Here is a 17,305-nt window from a genome sequence, read left to right on the forward strand (position 1 = left end):
TCGGTAGCCCCCACACATCGACGGAGGAGCAACGGTGGTCCCCCACTTCGGACTGGTCCTGTGCAGCCAGTTCCCGCCGGGCGACGACGCGGGAGCGCGGTTCGCCGAGCAGGTGCAGCAGGTGCACCACGCCCGCGACCACGGGTTCGGCTCGGTCTGGGCCACGCAGCACTACCTGGCGGAGGAGGTGCAGTACCTGCACCCGCTCGCCGTGCTGGGCCGGCTGGTGCCCGAGACGGGCGACATGCGGATCGGCACCGCGATCTCGCTGATGGCGCTGGCGCACCCGGTGGACCTCGCCGAGCAGTTCGCCACCCTCGACATCCTGTCGGGAGGGCGGCTCGTCGTCGGCGCGGGCCTCGGCTACCGCGACGTCGAGTTCGACGCGTTCGGCGTGCCCCGCGACCGCAGGCTGCGCCGGTTCCGGGAGAACCTCGACCTCGTGCGGCGGCTCTGGACCGAGGACGAGGTGCACTTCGAGGGCGACGCGGGCCGGATCGACGGCATCCGCCCGCTGCTGCGCCCGGTGCAGCGCCCGCACCCGCCGATCTGGCTGGCGGGGCACACCGACGCGGCGCTCACCCGCACCGCGGGCACCGGGCTGCCGTGGCTGGCCGCGGCCGCCCACGTCGACGCCGACTACCTGCGCACCCAGGCCCGGTTCTTCCGGGAGCGGTGCGCCGAGCACGGCCGGGAGGCCGAGATCAACGTGCTGCAGGAGGTGTACGTGGGCGCCGACGACGACTCGGCCGTGGAGGACGTGCGGGAGGCACTCGCCGCGAAGTACCGCACGTACCGGGCGTGGGGCCAGGACGCGATCCTCCCGGAGTCGCAGAGCTTCGACCGCGAGTTCGACGAGCTGCGCCGCGGGCGGTTCATCCTGGGCGGCCCGCGGACGTGCCGCGACCGGCTCGCCGAGCTGATCGAGACCGTCGGCCCCGCCCACGTGCTGCTCCGGCCGCAGTGGCCGGGGCTGCCGCACGACCGCGTGATGGAGAGCCTGCGGCGCCTCACCGGCGACGTGCTCCCGGCGCTCGCGGGGGTGGCGGCGTGACCGGTTTCGGACGGCGGGCCTTCCTCGCAGCAGCCGGGCTCGGGGTGGCCGGGCTCGCCGGCTGCGCCCGCGCCGAGGCGGCCGGCGCCGCGCCCGTCACCACGGCCACCTACATCCCGAAGTCCTACGACGACCTCTACCCCGGCATCCAGACGTTCATGGACACCCTCGCCGCCCGCAGCGGGGGCCGCATGCAGAGCGACATGTTCGACTCCGGGGCGCTGCTCGGCGCCGAGCAGCTCCTGCCGGGGCTGTTGCTCGGCGTGGCGGACGTGATGTTCCAGACCAGCTCGTACGTGTCGTCGAGCTACCCGATCCTGGGGGCGCTGGAGCTCCCGTTCGGCGCCGAGGACTACGCGAAGCAGCGGCGCGCCGCAGACCCGGACGGCCCCCTCTACGCGCTGATCAACGAGCAGCTCGCCGCGCAGAACGCCCGCCTGCTCGGCGGCATGCCGTGCACGTTCGAGTACCTCTGGACGGTCAACCGGCCCATCCGCGAACCCGCCGACGCGCGCGGGCTGCGGATCCGGGTGGCCGGGGAGATCGAGGGCGAGACGGTCAAGGCACTCGGCGGCGCCCCGGTGTTCATGGGGTCCTCCGAGGTCTTCGAGGCGCTCGAGCGGGGCACCATCGACGGGCTGATGAGCTACCTCGGCACGGTGGTGTCCCGCGACCTGCAGGAGATCATTCGGTACGGCACCAAGGCGCACGTCGGCGCCTACACCGTGGACGCCTACTGCCGCGCGGACTGGTACGAGGCGCAGCCCCCCGAGCTGCGTGCGGCCCTCGACGAGGCGGGCCGCGCGCTCTACCAGGAAGGCACGGAGGTGATGGTCGGCGTGCACGAGGGCGACTACCTGAAAGCGGTCCTCGACGGCGGCGTCGAGCTCGTGGAGCCGACCGGCGCGGAGCTCGAGGCCTTCCGCGCGGCCGTCCGCCCCGTGTACGGGCGGTGGGAACACCTGATCGGCGACCAGGCCGTCAGCGAACGGGCCGTGGCCCTCATCGACGAGGCGTAGGAGGAACCGTGCTGTCCACCGCGCGCCAGGCCGTGCTGGCCTGCACCCGGGCGATGGTCGTCGTCGCGATGGTCGCCGTGGGGGTGATGATGCTGACGATCACCTACGACGTCGCGATGCGCTACCTCTTCCTCGCGCCCACCGACTGGGCCTACCCGCTCAACTCCACCGGTGTCCTCGTCGCGACCATGCTCGCGGTGCCGCACCTGTACGCCACCGGGCACCACATCTCGATGGACCTGCTCTACCGCGCGCTCCCCGCGGGGGCGCGGAAGGTGGCCGACGTCGTGACGACAGTGGCCACCGCGTTCCTCGGCCTCGTTCTCACCGTCACCGCGTTCCGCTCGATGACCGTGGCGTGGGTCGGCGGGCTCACCGGGGCGGGCACGTTCAACATCCCGCTCTGGGTCATCGACGCCGTCCTCGTCGTCTCCGGCGTGTTCCTCGTGCTGGCGGCCCTGCTGTTCCCCGCCACCGGGCAGCCCGCGGACACACCTGCCGCCGTGCCCGGTGACGTGGACGCGCGCGCCGAGGCCCAGGGGGTCGCCTGATGATCGCGGACGGTCTGGTCGTCACCCTCGCGGTGGCGCTGTTGCTGGTGCTGATCGCGCTGCGCTCACCGATCTTCGTGGCCCTCGGCGTGGCCGGGGTCGCCGGGCTGCTCGGCCTCGGCGGGTTCACCGCGGTGGAGCTGGTGCCGCTCGCGCTGGTGTCGCAGCTGCAGGAGTACGCCCTGGTGGCCGCGCCGCTCTACATCCTGCTGGGCGAGGCGCTCGCCGTCAGCGGGCTCGGGCGCGACCTGTTCGGCGCGGCGCACCGCTGGTTCAACCGGGTCCCCGGCGGGCTGGGGGCCTCGGCGGTGGGCGCCTCCACGGTGTTCGGCGCGATGTCCGGGGTGAGCATCTCCTCGGTCGCCGTGATCGGGCGGATGGCCGTGCCGGAGATGCTGGAACGCGGCTACCGGCCGGGGTTCGCCAGCGGTGCCGTGGCCGCGTCCGGCGCGCTCGCGATGCTGATCCCGCCGAGCCTGATGTTCATCCTGTACTCGTCGATCACCGGCGAGAGCGTGGCCGACCTGTTCGCGGGCGGGTTGCTGCCCGGCCTGCTGCTCGCGGCCATGATGATCATCTACGTGGTGGTGCGCGCGAAGGTCGCACCGGAGAACGCCCCCGTCGACCCGGACCGGTTCACCTGGGGTGAGCGGTTCGCCGCGATCGGGCGCATCTCCCCCGCGCTGCTGCTGATCCTGCTGGTGCTGGGCTCGATCTACACCGGCGTCGCCACGCCCACCGAGGCCGCCGCGGTGGGCGCACTCGCCGCGTTCGTCGTCACCGGGGCGATCTACCACAAGCTCGGCTGGGCCAACCTCCGGCGGATCTTCGTCTCCACCGCCCAGGTCACCGCGGCCGTGCTCGCCATCGTCGGCGCGGCGTTCGTCTTCACGCAGATGCTGGTGCTGGCCCGGGTGCCCGACGCCTTCACGGAGTTCATCGTCGGCCTCGACGTCCCGCCCGTCGTGGTGATGATCGGCATCATGCTGGTGCTCGTGGTGCTCGGCTGCCTTGTCGACGCCGCGTCGCTGCTGCTGGTCGTCACCCCGATCCTGGTGCCCGCGATCGAGGAGCTCGGCTACGACCCGCTGTGGTTCGGCGTGCTGCTCGTGGTGAACCTGGAGATCGCTGTGATCACGCCGCCGGTCGGGCTGAACCTCTACACGATGAAGTCGGTGGTGCCCGAACTCGACCTCGCCGACATCTTCCGCGGCATCGCCCCCTACGTCGCCATCGAGATGCTGCTGCTGGCGATCATGATCGCCTTCCCGCAGCTCGCCACCTTCCTGCCGGAGTTGCTCGGATGACCCGCATCGCCGATCTCGCCGACTGGGCCTGCGCCGTACGGCCCGGCCCCGCAGACGAGGAGCTGGCCCGCCGTTCGCTGATCGACACGGTGGCCGTCACGCTCGCCGCGCTGGACGACCCGGTGGCGGAGTGGACGGCCGGAATGGAGCCGGCGCTGCGCTGGGCCGCGGTCGGGCACGTCCTCGACTTCGACGACGTGCACCTGCCCTCCACGTCGCACGTCAGCGTCGTGTGCACGGCCGCCACCCTCGCCTGCGGCGGCGGCGCCCGCGAATACCTGGCCGCGGCCGGGGTGATGGCGCGCCTGGGCGCCGCGCTCGGCTGGGACCACTACCGGGCCGGGTGGCACGCCACCTGCACCGCGGGAGCGCCCGCGGCCGCCGTCGGCGCGGGCCTCGCGCTCGGCCTGGACGCCGCGGGGCTCGCACGGGCGATGGCGCTCGCCGTGCCGGCCGCGGGCGGGGTGCAGCGCGCGTTCGGCACGGGCGGCAAGTCGCTGCAGGTCGGGTTCGCCGCGGCCGCGGGCGTCCGCGCCGCCCGCCTGGCCGCCGCGGGCGCGTCCGCCGACCCCACCGCGCTCGACCAGTGGTTCGAACTGGTGGGCGGCACGAGCCCGCTGCAGCTCGACGGTCCCCTCGTCCCCGAGGGCCTCGCGATCAAGCTGTACCCCTGCTGCTACGCCCTGCAGCGCCCGATCTCCGCGGCCCGGGCCCTCCCGCCCGCCCCGGTCGAGGACGTCTCCCGCATCGAGGTGCGCACCCCGGCCGTCGCGCTCCAGCCGCTGATCCACGACCGCCCCGCAACCGGCCTGGAGGGCAAGTTCTCCCTGCAGTACGCGGTGGCCGCCGGTCTGCTCGACGGGTTCCCCGGCGCCGGGAGCTTCACCGACGCCGCCGTCACCCGGCCGGAGGCGCAACGGCTGGTGCACAGCGTCGAGGTGGAGGCGCAGCCCGGCGGCAGCGGCATCCTCGCGGGCGACGTGCTCGTGCGCCGCCACCGCCGCGACGGCACCGTGGACGAGGCCCGCCTCGACGTCCCCGACGGCCACCCCGAGCGTCCACCGTCAGACGACGACCTCGCCCGCAAGGTCACCGACTGCGTCGGCGCCGACCGCGCACCCGAGGTGCTCGCCCTCGACTGGCCCGGCGCCGCGGCGCTCCTGCGCCGGGTGCTCCCCTGACCCACCGTACGAACGGCACCCTCGTCCGATAGAGCGGTACGGAGGTGCCGTTCGTACGTGATCGTCAGCCGCGCCGGAGCACGATCCCCCGCACGAAGGCCGCCTGGCCGGCGTGCTGGGCGCAGTCGTCGATCACGCTGATCAGCCGCACCCCGAGCGTGACGGGCGGGTCCCAGTTCTCGTCGACGACGCGGTCGAGGTCGGCCTCGGTGAGCCCGGCGACGTACTCGCGGGTGCGGGCGGCGACGGCGTCGTAGTAGCCGGTGAGCAGGTCCGGGGAGTCGACGCGCACCTTCGCCACGTCGGCCGCGGAGTGCCCGTAGCCGATCGAGCCCACCTCGAAGGGGAGCCCGAACCGGTCGGCCCAGCCCTGCGCCGTCCACACCTGCTCGCTGCCGGCGACGCCGGCCACGTGGTCGTCCTGCACGCGGGACAGGTGCCAGACCAGCCAGGCGATCGAGTTGGCTTCGGCATCGACGCGGTGGGCGAGCTGCTCCGCGGAGAGCCCGTCGACGGCGCCGTGCACCTCCTCCCCGATCCGGGAGAACGCGTCGGTGAGCAGAGCGGCGACATCCACGCCCCGACCCTACGGCGGCAGCGCGCTCCGGTGGCGGTGGATCACCCGCTGTGACCGGCGGTCACACCTTCCGCGCCGCCGGACGATCACGCTAGGGTCGGCCCCCGGCATCGGACGGTGACGAAGGGGGAACGGTCGGTGGACGAGGAGTCGGCCGCGCCGTTCGACGTCGACCTGACCCGGGCCTCGATCGCGCGCGTGTACGACTACCTGCTCGGCGGCAAGGAGTACCTCGACGCCGACCGGCGCGCCGCGGACGCGATGACGAACGTGGTGCCGGAGGCCGGGGACATCGCCCGGGCCAACCGCCGCTTCCTGCGCCGCGGGGTGTCGTACCTCGTGCGCGAGGCGGGGGTCCGCCAGATCCTCGACATCGGCTCCGGGCTGCCCGGCGACGGGAACGTCAAGGAGGTGGCGCAGGCCGCCGACCCCGACGTCCGGGTGACCTACGTCGACAACGACCCGATCGTGCTCGCACACGCCCGCGCGATGCTGGCCACCGACGAGCGCACCGCCGCCGTGCCGGGCGACCTGCGCCGTCCCGACGAGCTGTTCGACCGGGTCGAAGCCATGCAGCTGCTGGACCTCGACGAGCCTTTCGCGGTGCTGCTGTCGGGCGTGGTGCACCACCTGGCCGACGACGAGGACCCGGGCGGCCTGGTGGCCGCCGTGCGGGCTCGGCTGTGCCCGGGCAGCTACCTGCTGCTGTCGCACTTCCTCGACGACGACGAGCCGCGGGCCCGCGCGCTCGAGCGGGCGTGCCTGTACGGCGGTCTCGGCTCGGGCCGCTTCCGCACCTGGACCGAGCTGCACGGCTACTTCGACGGGCTGGAGCTCGTGGAGCCGGGCCTCGTCTACGCGAACGACTGGCGGCCGGACGCGTCCACGCCCAACGGCAGCCCGGTGACCACGCTGTACGCGGGCGGAGTCGGCCGCAAGCCGTGACGGGTGACCGGAGCGGTGCCGGTCAGGCCGTCAGGTCGTCGAACTCGCCGTCCTTCGCACCCGCGATGAAGGCGGCGATCTCGGCGCGCGTGTACACCAGCGCCGGGCCCTGCGGGTCGCGGGAGTTGCGCACCGCGACCGCACCGCTGTCGAGGGCGGCCACCTCGATGCAGTCACCGCTCGGGTTGCTGGCGCTGCTCTTGCGCCACGTCACGGCCCCGAGCCGATCTGCTGGGGTGCCGTTGTCCTCGACCTGCTCCATGCGCCCTCCCGGAAGTTCACGTACTGACGTCCGCGACGAATGTACTTGCAGACGCTCTTGCATCCGCAAGCCGGACTGGGAAAACTGAGCCCTATGAGCGGTGGCGATCGACCAGGTCTGTTCACTGCCGACACCATCACCATCACCTGCGCTGCCGATTCCCGGGCCCACGAGGTGCCCGACGCCGAGCTCGCCGCGGCGGCCCAGCGCAGCGACGGCCACTACCAGGCGCTGTGCGGTCACCGGGTCGCGGCGGCGCCCATGGTGGAGCCGGACGGCGAGCCCTGCCTGCTCTGCGCGGCGATCGTCGAGCGCACCTCCCCCCGCCGCCGCGCGCGGATCCTGCGCTGACCTGCGGCGAACAGCACCCGCCCGGACCGGGCGGGTGCTGCCGCCGGGCGGGGCCGGGCCCCGACCGGTTGCGCCCGCGGCCGGGGGGATCACCGCGGACGCCTCGTTGACTCCGTGCCCGCCGCCCGTTCGTTACGCCCTCCGCTCACCGACCACGGTTGGACCGGGCCGGGTGGTGCGGACCACAGTGGGGTGAGCGCCACCCTGAGGAGGAGCAGTGACCGCGACCGGAGAGCGTCAGTCCACCACCGTCACGCATCCGCTGGAGCCGCTGACGGCGGCCGAGATCAGCGTCGCGGCGGCCGTGCTGCGGGACTCGGGCCGCACCGGGCCCGGTTCCCGGTTCGTCTCGATCACGCTGCACGAGCCGGTGAAGTCCGCGGTGCTCGCGTTCGACGAGGACGGCACCGGCGTGGCGAGGGAGGCCGACGCGGTGGTGCTCGACCGGTCCGACGGGCGCACCTACGAAGCCACGGTCTCGCTGTCGGACTCGACCGTCACCCGCTGGGAGCACGTGCCCGGCGTGCAGCCGCAGGTGCTGCTCGAGGAGTTCTTCGCCTGCGAGGAGATCGTGAAGTCCGACCCCGGCGTTCAGGACGCGCTGCGGGCGCGCGGGATCACCGAGTTCGACGGCGTGATGGTCGACCCGTGGTCGGCGGGGCACTACGGCGACGAGCTCGAGGGCAGGCTGGTGCGCGCCCTCGTGTGGATCAAGATCGGCGGGCCGGACGACAACGGCTACGCCCACCCCGTCGAGAACCTCGTGGTCTACGTCGACCCCCTCGCCGGCCGCGTCGCGAAGATCGAGGACCACGGCGTGGTACCCGTGCCGCAGCAACCCGGCAAATACACGAGCGCCGACGTCGCGCCGCGCACCGACCTGAAGCCGATCGAGATCACCCAGCCCGATGGCACGTCCTTCGAGATCGACGGGCACGAGGTGCGCTGGCAGAAGTGGCGGTTCCGGATCGGGTTCACCGCGCGCGAGGGCCTGGTGCTGCACGCGGTCCGCTATACCGACACGGACGGATCGGGCGGCGACCGCGAGCGGCCGGTGCTGCACCGCGCCTCGCTGTCGGAGATGGTCGTGCCCTACGGCGACCCGGCGCCCACGCACCGGCGCAAGAACGCCTTCGACGCGGGCGAGTACAACATCGGCACGCTCGCCAACCCGCTCGAGCTGGGCTGCGACTGCCTGGGCGAGATCCGCTACTTCGACGCCGTCCTCGCCGACCCCGACGGCAACCCGCTCACGATCCCGCACGCCGTGTGCCTGCACGAGGAGGACCACGGCATGCTGTGGAAGCACACGGACTTCCGCACCGAGAAGACCGAGGTCCGCCGCGGCAGGCGGCTCGTGCTGTCGTTCATCGCCACGGTCGGCAACTACGAGTACGGCTTCTTCTGGTACCTCTACCAGGACGGCTCGATCGAGTTCGACGTCAAGCTCACCGGCATCATGTCCACGGGCGCGGTGCCGCCGGGCACCACGCCCACCCACGGCCAGCTGCTCAACACCGACGGCCTCTACGCGCCGATCCACCAGCACGTGTTCAACGTGCGCCTCGACTTCGACGTGGACGGCACCGCCAACTCCGTCTACGAGGTCGACACCGTCACCGACCCGGCGGGGCCGGACAACCCGCTCGGCAACGCGTTCCGCACCACCGCCACCCGGCTCACGAGCGAGCTCGGCGCCCAGCGGCGGGTGAGCCTGGACCGGGCGCGGTACTGGGAGGTGCGCAGCAGCGGCGCGCGCAACGCGGTGGGTGAGCCCACGGCGTACGCGATCAAGCCGCACGGCACGGTCGTGCCGTTCGTGCGGCCGGAGGCGAGCGTGCTGCGCCGGGCCGGGTTCATGGCCCACCACCTCTGGGTCACCCCGTACGCGGAGGACGAGCGGTACGCCGCGGGCGAGTACCCCAACCAGCACGCGGGCGGCGACGGCCTCCCCCGCTGGACCGCAGCCGACCGCGACGTGACCGACCGCGACGTGGTGGTCTGGTACACGTTCGGCTCCCACCACGTCGCGCGGCTGGAGGACTGGCCGGTGATGCCCGTGCAGCACGTGGGGTTCCTGCTGCAGCCCGCGGGCTTCTTCGACCGCAGCCCCGCGCTGGACGTGCCTCCGCCGGCCCACCACTGCTGAGCGCTCCCACCCGGCAGGCGGCGTACACGCCGGGACATCGGGTAACCGCGCAGGCGGATCCGATGTTCGTGGTGAGGAGTTCTCATGGGCCAGACGGTCGCCGACCACCTGCTCCACCGGCTGCGCGAATGGGGCGTGGAGCAGGTGTTCGCCTATCCGGGCGACGGGATCAACGGCCTCGTCTCGGCGTTCGGCGAGGCCGACAACCAGCCGCGGTTCGTGCAGACCCGCCACGAGGAGATGGCGGCGTTCGCCGCCGTCGGCTACGCGAAGTTCAGCGGCGAGGTCGGGGTGTGCATGGCGACCTCGGGCCCCGGCGCGATCCACCTGCTCAACGGGCTCTACGACGCGAAGCTCGACCACGTGCCGGTGGTGGCGATCGTCGGGCAGACGGCGCGCAGCGCGATGGGAGGCAGCTACCAGCAGGAGGTCGACCTGCAGGCCCTCTTCAAGGACGTCGCGAGCGAGTACCTGGTGGAGGTGAACGTCGCCCAGCAGCTGCCCAACGCGCTGGACCGGGCGATCCGCACCGCCCGGTGGTCGCGGTGCCCGACGGCGCTGATCATCCCGGCCGACCTGCAGGAGGAGCCGTACTCGCCGCCCGCGCACGCGTTCAAGCAGGTGCCGTCCAGCCCACCGGGCACGTCGTGGTCGCGCCCGGTGCCCTCGGACGCGGAGCTGGACGCCGCCGCCGAGGTGCTCGAGGCGGGCGAACGGGTGGCCGTGCTGGTCGGGCAGGGGGCGCGCGGTGCCGCCGAGGAGGTGCGGCAGCTCGCGGACCTCACGGGCGCGGGCGTCGCGAAGGCGCTCCTGGGCAAGGACGTGCTGTCCGACGAGCTGCCCTACGTCACCGGCGCCATCGGGCTGCTGGGCACCCGGCCGAGCTACGAGCTCATGCGCGACTGCGACACGCTGCTGATCGTCGGCTCGAACTTCCCGTACAGCCAGTTCCTGCCCGAACCCGGCCAGGCGCGGGCCGTGCAGATCGACATCGACGGCCGGCTCATCGGCATGCGCTACCCCACCGAGGTCAACCTCGTGGGCGACAGCGCGGCCACCCTGGCAGCCCTGCTGCCGCGGCTGCACCGCAAGCCGGACCGGTCGTGGCGCGAGACGATCGAGAAGAACGTGGCGGCGTGGTGGGACACGGTCGAGCGGGAGGCCGCGTTGGAGGCGAAGCCGGTGAACCCGATGGCCGTGGTGTCCGAGCTGTCGCGCCGCATCCCGGACAACGCGATCGTCACCGCCGACTCCGGCTCGTCCACCAACTGGTACGCCCGCAACCTGCGCATCCGCGGTGACATCCGCGGGTCCCTGTCGGGCACGCTCGCCACGATGGGCGCCGGCGTGCCGTACGCGCTCGGCGCCAAGTTCGCCCACCCCGACCGCCCCGTGATCGCGCTCGTCGGCGACGGCGCCATGCAGATGAACGGGCTCGCCGAGCTGATCACCCTCGCCCACTACCGGGACCTGTGGCGCGACCCGCGCTGCGTCGTCTGCGTCTTCCACAACAACGACCTCAACCAGGTCACGTGGGAGCTGCGCGCGATGGGCGGCGCACCGAAGTTCGAGGAGTCCCAGGCCCTGCCCGACGTCGACTACACCGGTTTCGCCCGCTCGCTCGGGATCACCGCGGTGGGCGTCGACCGGCCCGAGCAGCTCGGCCCGGCCTGGGACACCGTGCTGGCCGCCGACGGGCCCGCGCTGCTCGACGTCCGGTGCGACCCGGAGGTGCCGCCGATCCCACCGCACGCCACGTTCGAGCAGGTGAAGTCGGCCACCGAGGCCGTGCTGAAGGGCGACCCCGACGCGTTCCACATGGTGGCGCAGGGGGTGAAGACGAAGGTGCAGGAGATGCTGCCGGGCCGGCGCAGCTGATCCAGGGGATATCGCGCGCTAGCCGAGGCGCTCGACCAGCGCCCGCAGCGCGGCCTCCGCGGTGGCGGAGCAGATCTCCTCCGGGCTGCCGTCGAGGTCGAGGCGCAGGACCTCGACGTCGTCGCCGTCCTGCACCGCGAGGAAGACGGTGCCCGGGTCGCGCCCGTCCTGCGACCCGGGACCACCGGCCCCGGTGACGGCCACCGCGAGGTCGGCGTTCAGCAGCCTGCGGATCCCCCGGGCCATCGCCCCGGCGGCCTCGGCGCTGACGACGGGCCCGTCAGGCACGCCGAGCACCTCGTGCTTGGTCTCGCTCGCGTACGCGACCAGCGAACCGCGGAACCACTCGCTCGCGGCCTCGGCGGCCGCGAGGTCGACGGCGATCATCCCGCCGGTGAGGGACTCCGCGACGGCGACGGTGCGTCCACGCTCCCGGGCACGGCGCGACACCTCGGCGGCGAGCCGCTCCCTCGTCTGACGATCATCGACCTCGGACACCTCGCGTCGATACCCGCACCGGGCGCCCGCCAACCCTCACCCGCACCCTCGAGAGGGCTCGGTGATCCGGGGGGTGGCCCGCAGCCACGCGAGCACCTCCTGCGCGTGCTCACCCGGCGGGAACACCGGGTAGAAGACGTGCTCCACCACGCCGTCGCGCACCACGAGCGTGAGCCGCCGGTAGAGCGTGGCCCCCGCGACGTCGAACGTCGGCAGCCGCATCGCGGCGGCGAGCCCGAGCCCCGGGTCGGCCAGCAGCGCGAACGGCAGGCCGAGGCGCTCCACCACCTCCCACTGCTCGGCGGTGTCCTGCGCGGAGATCCCGAACACGCCGGTGGCACCCGCGGCGAGCAGTTCCTCGTGGTGGTCGCGGAAGCCGCAGGCCTCGGGCGTGCAGCCGCGGGCTCCCGGGATGTCGTCCCACCCGTCGGGCACCACGCCGTCCGGCCCCGCGGTCCTCGGGTAGACGTACAGCACGGTGCGCCCCGGGCCGAGCCCGTCCAGCGCGACGCTGCCGCCGGACGTGCTCGGCAGCAGCAGGTGAGGCACCGAGAGCCCGGGGAGGTGGTCGGCGGCCCCGTCGTCCACGGGCACGGGCAGGCTCATGAAGGCTCCTCCTCGAATGCCGGCACGCAATGCCGGCAAGGTGGCTCTGCCGGCCCATTACGCCAGTAAAGCCACCTTGCCGGCACAGGGGGAGGCCTCAGCGCAGGCCGCGGTGGCGGTACAGGCGCAGGTCGATCATCGCCTGCAGCCGGGCGTCGCGGTCGCCGAGGTCCAGTCCGGCCACCTCGGCGAGCCGGGCGAGGCGGTAGCGGAACGTGTTGGGGTGCACGTGCAGGTCGGCGGCAGCTCGGCTGACCTCGCCGAACCGGTCGAGGTAGGCCTCGAGCGTGCGGGTGAGGTTCGTGCCGTGCTCGGCGTCGTGGCGCAGCAGCCGCGCGACGTGACCGTCCTGCGGCATCTCGCGCAGGCCCGCCACGTCCGCCATGCGCAGGATCATCAGGTCGGTGCGCAGCGAGCGCGCGGACGCCGCCGGGCGGCCGGAGAAGCGCAACACGCGCAGCACGTCGTCGGCGTCGGCCCGGGAGACGGCGAGGTGCGCCGGGTCGTCGACCACGCGGCCCACCCCGGCGCGCACGGGGGTGCGCGAGCCGGACCGCTTGACGAACTCCTCGACGACCTGCAGCGCGGCCTCCTCCGTCGGCGCCGGCACGAGCCCGTAGACGACGTCCCCGAGCGTGGCCACCGCGGTGGCCCGGTGCACGAGGCGCAGGTGGATGCCCAGGGCGTCGTAGATGCGCTGGAGCTCCGCGGCCCGCTCCGCGTCGGCCGACCCGCCCTCCAGTTCCACCGCGACGACGCAGAGGCTCAGCCCCGAGACCCCGAGCCGGCGCGCCGGTTCCACCGGGTCGCCGTCGCGGCTGAGCAGGACGGTGAGCTGCTCGCTGCGCAGCCGCGGCCCCGCGGCGGTGACCACCCGCTCGTGGAGAAGCTGGACCGCCACCATCGCCGCGGCGGCCTTGAGCGCACGGAGGTTCCGCTCGGGCAGCGGTTCGCGCACGACCGCCCAGAGGAAGCCGAGCACCGAGTCGCCCGCCCGCACGGCGATCGCCGTGCGCGGCAGGTTCCCCGGCGCGAACGACGGGATGTAGACGGGCTCGGTGGTGCGTGTGAGCCGGCCGAACACGCCCTCGTCCTGCAACGACTGCTGGTACTGCTCGGGGACCTGCCTGCCGAGGATGGTGCGGATCCGGCCGTCGTCGGTGTCCTCCTGCCCCACGGAGAAGGCGAGCAGGCCGCCGGTGGCGTTCTCGATCGTGATCGGGGCGCCCACGAGGGCCGCCACCTCGTTGGCCAGCTGGAACAGGTCGCCAGCGCCGTCCTCGGAGGCGCCGGTGTCGGCATGCTCGAGCAACCGGCGCAGCAGGAGGAACAGCTGCCCCCACGCCACTCCCCTGCTCACCTCGAGCACCGCGACGTCGGCCGCCGCGGCCGCGGCCAGCACGTCGGGGTCGGCCGCCGGCGGGGCCTTGAGCAGCAGCGCGGCGGCCTGCGCCGCACCGAGCTCGGCGAGCAGGGCGGTGGCCCGGGCGGCGTCCGTGACGCCGATGCCGAGCACGAGGGCGGCCGCGCCCACGGCACCGCCGTCGACGGGATCGACGATGCTCAGGCTGCGGACGGCCCGCTCCCGATTCCCCTGCACCACGCGCAGCAGCGTGGGCCCGAGGTTGTCGACGATCCGGGCGAGCGGCAGCGCGGTGTCGTCGGCCGTGCCGGTCATCCGTGTCATCGCGTTCACCCCGGCCGGCCGTCATTGGGCAATCGCACGGAAATCTACCGTCCTATTCGTTGTCGCGAACAGTCGTGCAGGTCACATGCGTTCTTATGCTTGGGCCGCTCCCCGGGCTCCCGAGCCGGGGCACCCCCTGCACAAGGCTGAACCGCGCTGACGCCGACGCCGGCGACCCCGGTGGGGCTTCCCGCGCGCGTGCGGCCGTCCGGGACGGAGAAGATCATGAAGATCGCCATTCCCCTCTACGATCGATTCACCAGCCTGGACGCCGTCGGGCCCTACGAGGCGCTGAGCCGCCTCCCCGGGGCCGAGACGGTGATCGTGGCCGAGCGCACCGGCCCGGTCCCCGACACCGTCGGCAGCCTGTCCGTGGTGGCCACCGCCACCTTCGACGAGGTCACCGACCCGGACGTCGTGGTCGTGCCCGGTGGGCCCGGCCAGCGGCACCAGATGTCCGACGGGCCGCTGCACCGCTGGCTGCGCGCCGTGGACGCGCACACCACCTGGACCACCTCGGTCTGCACGGGATCACTGATCCTGGCGGCGGCCGGGCTCCTGCGCGGTCGCCGGGCCACCTCGCACTGGCTGGCCGTCGACCAGCTCGCCGAGTACGGCGTCACGGCGGTGGCCGATCGCGTGGTGGTGGACGGCAAGTACGTGACCTCCGCCGGGGTGTCCGCCGGCATCGACATGGCGCTGGGGCTGGCGGAGCGCATCGCCGGGGAGCGCACCGCGCAGGAGATCCAGCTGATGATGGAGTACGACCCCGACCCTCCCCATGACGCCGGATCCCGGGAGAAGGCACCCGCCGCCGTGGTCGAGCAGCTGCTGGCGCAGCGGGAGCAGCGGCTGGCCGGCGCCCGCCCGGCCACCCCGGCCGTCGCGGAAGGGGCCCTGTCATGACCACGCCCGCAGCCGGGACCGGCACCCCCGACTCCGCGACGATGCGCCGGGTGGCGATCGCCAGCGGCGTCGGCACCACGATCGAGTTCTACGATTTCCTCATCTACGGCACGGCGGCGGCGCTCGTCTTCCCGACCGTGTTCTTCCCGGTGCTCGGGGCCACCGCGGGCACGGTGGCGTCCTTCGCCACGTTCGCGGTGGCGTTCATCGCGCGGCCCCTCGGCGCGATCTTCTTCGGCCACTTCGGCGACCGGCTCGGCCGCAAACGCACCCTCGTGGCGACCCTCGTCCTGATGGGCGTGTCCACGATGTTGATCGGGCTGCTCCCGGGATCGGCGACGATCGGCGTCGCGGCGCCGATCGCGCTCGTGGTGCTGCGCTTCGCCCAGGGCTTCGCCGTGGGCGGGGAATGGACGGGCGCGGTGCTGCTCACCGCCGAGTACGCCCCTCCGGGCAAGCGTGGCTTCTACGCGGTCTTCCCCCAGCTCGGCGCGCCGATCGCGCTGGTGCTCGCGAACGCGACCTTCCTCGCCACCGGCCTCGTGCTGGGCGACACCGACCAGGCGTTCCTCGACTACGGCTGGCGCATCCCGTTCCTGGTGAGCGCGGTGCTCGTCGGCGTCGGGCTCTACGTCCGGCTCAACATCGAGGAGACCCCGGCGTTCGTCCGGGCCCGCAGCCAGCGGGAGGCCTCGGCCCAGCTCGGCACCGCTCCCCTGGTCTCGGCGATCCGCTCGCAGGCCCGCACGATCCTGCTCGGCGGCGGCACGGGGATCGCGCTGTTCGCGTTCTTCTACATCGGCACCGCCTATCTCACCAGCTACGGGGCCAGCGCGTCCGGCGTCGGGCTGAGCCGGCAGACGGTGCTGGCGATGGGCATCGCGTCGGGCATCGCCTTCGGGACGATGACCGTGGTGTCCGGGCGGCTCTCGGACCGCATCGGGCGCAGGCGGCTGGTCATCGCCTCGTGCGCGGCCGCCGCCGTGTGGGCGCTGGTCCTGTTCCCGCTGCTCGGCGTGGGCACCGGGTGGGCCTTCGGCATCGGGCTGGTGGTCACCCTGGCGATCGTGGGCGTGCAGCACGGCCCGATGGGGGCGATGTTCCCCGAGCTCTTCGAGACCCGGCACCGCTACTCCGGCGCCGGTGCGGCCTACAACCTCGCCGCGATCCTCGGGGGCACGGTGCCGCCGATGATCGCCGCGCCGCTCGCGGTGACCTTCGGCCCGATGGCGGTCGGGATCATGCTCGCCGCCCTGGCGCTGGTCAGCGTGGTGTGCGCCCGGATGCTCCCCGAGACGCACCTGACGGACATGGCCCCGACCCTGGCTCCGGCGCCCGCCGCCGCCCGGCCCGCGGTGGGATCCGGGGGCGTGGCGTGACCGAGCAGCCCGTCGACCCCGACGTCACGGCTCTGCTGGCCCGGCTCGGCCCGCCCGTCCCGGTCGCTGACGTCACCGCCGACGAGATGCGCAAGGGCATGCGCGACGCGATCGACGCGTTCACCCGCGACGCCGAGCCCATCGCCGTCCACGAGGTCGTCGACGAGGTCGTCCCCGGCCGAGGCGGTGGCATCCCGGTGCGGGTCTACCGGCCGCGCACCCCGACCGCGGTGCTCGTGTACCTGCACGGCGGGGCGTGGGTGGCGGGCGACATCGACACCCACGAGTTCGTCACGCGCCGCTTCAGCCGCGACACCGGCGCCACCGTGGTGTCGGTCGACTACCGCCTGCTGCCCGAGCACCCGTTCCCGGCGCAGTTCGACGACTCGTGGGACGCCGTCTCATGGGCGGCGGGCCTGCACCCGGACCTGCCGCTCCTCGTGGCGGGTGACAGCGCGGGCGGCACCCTCACCGGGTGCGTGGCGCTGCGCGCACGCGACGAGGGCGGCCCCCGCATCGACGGCCAGGTTCTCGTGTACCCGGCCACCGACGACGACCTCGACACCCCCAGCATGCTGGGCGACACCGGGGACCCGCGGATCACGCGCGACGACCTGCGCCACCACTTCCACCGGTACGCCCCGCCCGGGACCGGGACCCCGTACGCCTACCCGGGCCAGGCCGCCTCGCTCGCCGGGCTGCCACCGGCCGTGCTCGTGATCGCCGGGCACGACCGGCTGCGCTCGGCCGAGGAGGACTTCGCCCGGCGGCTGCGGGAGGCGGGCGTGCCCGTCACCGTGCAACTCGACCCCGAGCTCGTGCACGGCTGGATCGACTTCGCGCCGTGCATCCCCGCGGCCGATCGCGCCTTCACCCGGCTGACCCACACCGTCAGCCACCTCATCCGGACGGGAACAACGCCGTCCTGGCCGTCCTGACCTCGAGGGTCACCCCC

General features: G+C 73.5%; 17 protein-coding genes. 12 read left to right on the forward strand and 5 right to left on the reverse strand.

The features are described 5' to 3' along the window. Nucleotides 1-34: 34 nt before the first annotated feature. Genes ACFPL3_RS31770 through ACFPL3_RS31790 form a run of 5 tightly spaced genes read left to right on the forward strand, consistent with a single transcriptional unit; the run spans nucleotide 35 to nucleotide 5,112 of the window. A complete protein-coding gene (locus ACFPL3_RS31770; RefSeq protein WP_343946342.1) occupies nucleotides 35-1,054 on the forward strand; it encodes an LLM class flavin-dependent oxidoreductase in 1,020 nt (339 codons plus the stop codon). Further along, nucleotides 1,051-2,073, forward strand: a complete 1,023-nt coding sequence (locus ACFPL3_RS31775; RefSeq protein ID WP_343946341.1) for a TRAP transporter substrate-binding protein — start codon at nucleotides 1,051-1,053, stop codon at nucleotides 2,071-2,073. The genes ACFPL3_RS31770 and ACFPL3_RS31775 overlap by 4 nt, the downstream gene beginning before the upstream one ends. Before the next feature lie 8 nt (nucleotides 2,074-2,081). After that, a complete protein-coding gene (locus ACFPL3_RS31780) occupies nucleotides 2,082-2,624 on the forward strand; it encodes a TRAP transporter small permease (RefSeq protein WP_343946340.1) in 543 nt (180 codons plus the stop codon). Beyond that, the gene (locus ACFPL3_RS31785; RefSeq protein WP_343946339.1) at nucleotides 2,624-3,931 is read left to right on the forward strand and encodes a TRAP transporter large permease; all 1,308 of its coding nucleotides are present in this window, start codon (nucleotides 2,624-2,626) and stop codon (nucleotides 3,929-3,931) included. The genes ACFPL3_RS31780 and ACFPL3_RS31785 overlap by 1 nt, the downstream gene beginning before the upstream one ends. Continuing rightward, complete coding sequence (locus ACFPL3_RS31790) at nucleotides 3,928-5,112, forward strand: MmgE/PrpD family protein (protein ID WP_379589907.1); 1,185 nt, start codon at nucleotides 3,928-3,930, stop codon at nucleotides 5,110-5,112. The genes ACFPL3_RS31785 and ACFPL3_RS31790 overlap by 4 nt, the downstream gene beginning before the upstream one ends. 64 nt (nucleotides 5,113-5,176) lie before the next feature. Here ACFPL3_RS31790 and ACFPL3_RS31795 read toward each other — a convergent pair whose 3' ends face one another. Further along, nucleotides 5,177-5,689 carry a mycothiol transferase gene (locus tag ACFPL3_RS31795; protein WP_343941509.1) on the reverse strand — a complete coding sequence of 171 codons (513 nt, stop codon included), beginning with the start codon at nucleotides 5,687-5,689 and terminating at the stop codon, nucleotides 5,177-5,179. 117 nt (nucleotides 5,690-5,806) lie between these two features. Here ACFPL3_RS31795 and ACFPL3_RS31800 point away from each other — a divergent pair, with 117 nt between their 5' ends. Continuing rightward, nucleotides 5,807-6,634 (forward strand): SAM-dependent methyltransferase, encoded by an 828-nt coding sequence (locus ACFPL3_RS31800; RefSeq protein WP_343941510.1) that lies wholly within the window; start codon nucleotides 5,807-5,809, stop codon nucleotides 6,632-6,634. Between the two features lie 22 nt (nucleotides 6,635-6,656). Here ACFPL3_RS31800 and ACFPL3_RS31805 read toward each other — a convergent pair whose 3' ends face one another. Then, a complete protein-coding gene (locus ACFPL3_RS31805) occupies nucleotides 6,657-6,896 on the reverse strand; it encodes a DUF397 domain-containing protein (RefSeq protein WP_343941511.1) in 240 nt (79 codons plus the stop codon). 93 nt (nucleotides 6,897-6,989) lie between these two features. On the opposite strand from ACFPL3_RS31805, the gene ACFPL3_RS31810 reads away from it, so the two are divergent. From ACFPL3_RS31810 to ACFPL3_RS31820, 3 genes are all read left to right on the forward strand, one after another. Then, the gene (locus ACFPL3_RS31810) at nucleotides 6,990-7,247 is read left to right on the forward strand and encodes a hypothetical protein (RefSeq protein ID WP_379589910.1); all 258 of its coding nucleotides are present in this window, start codon (nucleotides 6,990-6,992) and stop codon (nucleotides 7,245-7,247) included. A 217-nt stretch (nucleotides 7,248-7,464) separates the two neighbouring features. Beyond that, nucleotides 7,465-9,396, forward strand: a complete 1,932-nt coding sequence (locus ACFPL3_RS31815) for a primary-amine oxidase (RefSeq protein ID WP_343941513.1) — start codon at nucleotides 7,465-7,467, stop codon at nucleotides 9,394-9,396. 84 nt (nucleotides 9,397-9,480) lie between these two features. Further along, nucleotides 9,481-11,274, forward strand: coding sequence for a thiamine pyrophosphate-requiring protein (locus ACFPL3_RS31820; protein ID WP_343941514.1), 1,794 nt, complete (start codon nucleotides 9,481-9,483; stop codon nucleotides 11,272-11,274). Nucleotides 11,275-11,292: 18 nt separating this feature from the next. Here the strand turns inward: ACFPL3_RS31820 and ACFPL3_RS31825 are convergent, their stop codons facing one another. From ACFPL3_RS31825 to ACFPL3_RS31835, 3 genes are all read right to left on the reverse strand, one after another. Beyond that, nucleotides 11,293-11,772 (reverse strand): CinA family protein, encoded by a 480-nt coding sequence (locus tag ACFPL3_RS31825; RefSeq protein ID WP_343941515.1) that lies wholly within the window; start codon nucleotides 11,770-11,772, stop codon nucleotides 11,293-11,295. 36 nt (nucleotides 11,773-11,808) lie between these two features. After that, nucleotides 11,809-12,378 carry a peroxiredoxin gene (locus ACFPL3_RS31830; protein ID WP_343941516.1) on the reverse strand — a complete coding sequence of 190 codons (570 nt, stop codon included), beginning with the start codon at nucleotides 12,376-12,378 and terminating at the stop codon, nucleotides 11,809-11,811. 97 nt (nucleotides 12,379-12,475) lie between these two features. Then, nucleotides 12,476-14,065 (reverse strand): PucR family transcriptional regulator, encoded by a 1,590-nt coding sequence (locus tag ACFPL3_RS31835; RefSeq protein WP_343941517.1) that lies wholly within the window; start codon nucleotides 14,063-14,065, stop codon nucleotides 12,476-12,478. 225 nt (nucleotides 14,066-14,290) lie between these two features. Here ACFPL3_RS31835 and ACFPL3_RS31840 point away from each other — a divergent pair, with 225 nt between their 5' ends. Genes ACFPL3_RS31840 through ACFPL3_RS31850 form a run of 3 tightly spaced genes read left to right on the forward strand, consistent with a single transcriptional unit; the run spans nucleotide 14,291 to nucleotide 17,288 of the window. Beyond that, a complete protein-coding gene (locus ACFPL3_RS31840) occupies nucleotides 14,291-14,971 on the forward strand; it encodes a DJ-1/PfpI family protein (RefSeq protein ID WP_343941518.1) in 681 nt (226 codons plus the stop codon). Further along, the gene (locus tag ACFPL3_RS31845) at nucleotides 14,968-16,350 is read left to right on the forward strand and encodes an MFS transporter (protein WP_343941519.1); all 1,383 of its coding nucleotides are present in this window, start codon (nucleotides 14,968-14,970) and stop codon (nucleotides 16,348-16,350) included. Before ACFPL3_RS31840 ends, ACFPL3_RS31845 begins: the two co-directional genes overlap by 4 nt. Further along, complete coding sequence (locus tag ACFPL3_RS31850) at nucleotides 16,347-17,288, forward strand: alpha/beta hydrolase (protein ID WP_343941520.1); 942 nt, start codon at nucleotides 16,347-16,349, stop codon at nucleotides 17,286-17,288. Before ACFPL3_RS31845 ends, ACFPL3_RS31850 begins: the two co-directional genes overlap by 4 nt. Nucleotides 17,289-17,305: the final 17 nt, after the last annotated feature.

The sequence above is a fragment of the Pseudonocardia zijingensis genome (assembly GCF_042657305.1).
Taxonomy (GTDB): Bacteria; Actinomycetota; Actinomycetes; order Mycobacteriales; family Pseudonocardiaceae; genus Pseudonocardia; species Pseudonocardia zijingensis.

Bases quoted from the DNA above. Each gene is read 5' to 3' on its own strand.
- ACFPL3_RS31785 (WP_343946339.1), top strand. From the start codon at position 2,624: ATGATCGCGGACGGTCTGGTCGTCACCCTCGCGGTGGCGCTGTTGCTG.
- ACFPL3_RS31790 (WP_379589907.1), top strand. From the start codon at position 3,928: ATGACCCGCATCGCCGATCTCGCCGACTGGGCCTGCGCCGTACGGCCC.
- ACFPL3_RS31805 (WP_343941511.1), bottom strand. From the start codon at position 6,896: ATGGAGCAGGTCGAGGACAACGGCACCCCAGCAGATCGGCTCGGGGCC.
- ACFPL3_RS31810 (WP_379589910.1), top strand. From the start codon at position 6,990: ATGAGCGGTGGCGATCGACCAGGTCTGTTCACTGCCGACACCATCACC.
- ACFPL3_RS31820 (WP_343941514.1), top strand. From the start codon at position 9,481: ATGGGCCAGACGGTCGCCGACCACCTGCTCCACCGGCTGCGCGAATGG.
- ACFPL3_RS31830 (WP_343941516.1), bottom strand. From the start codon at position 12,378: ATGAGCCTGCCCGTGCCCGTGGACGACGGGGCCGCCGACCACCTCCCC.
- ACFPL3_RS31835 (WP_343941517.1), bottom strand. From the start codon at position 14,065: ATGACACGGATGACCGGCACGGCCGACGACACCGCGCTGCCGCTCGCC.
- ACFPL3_RS31840 (WP_343941518.1), top strand. From the start codon at position 14,291: ATGAAGATCGCCATTCCCCTCTACGATCGATTCACCAGCCTGGACGCC.
- ACFPL3_RS31845 (WP_343941519.1), top strand. From the start codon at position 14,968: ATGACCACGCCCGCAGCCGGGACCGGCACCCCCGACTCCGCGACGATG.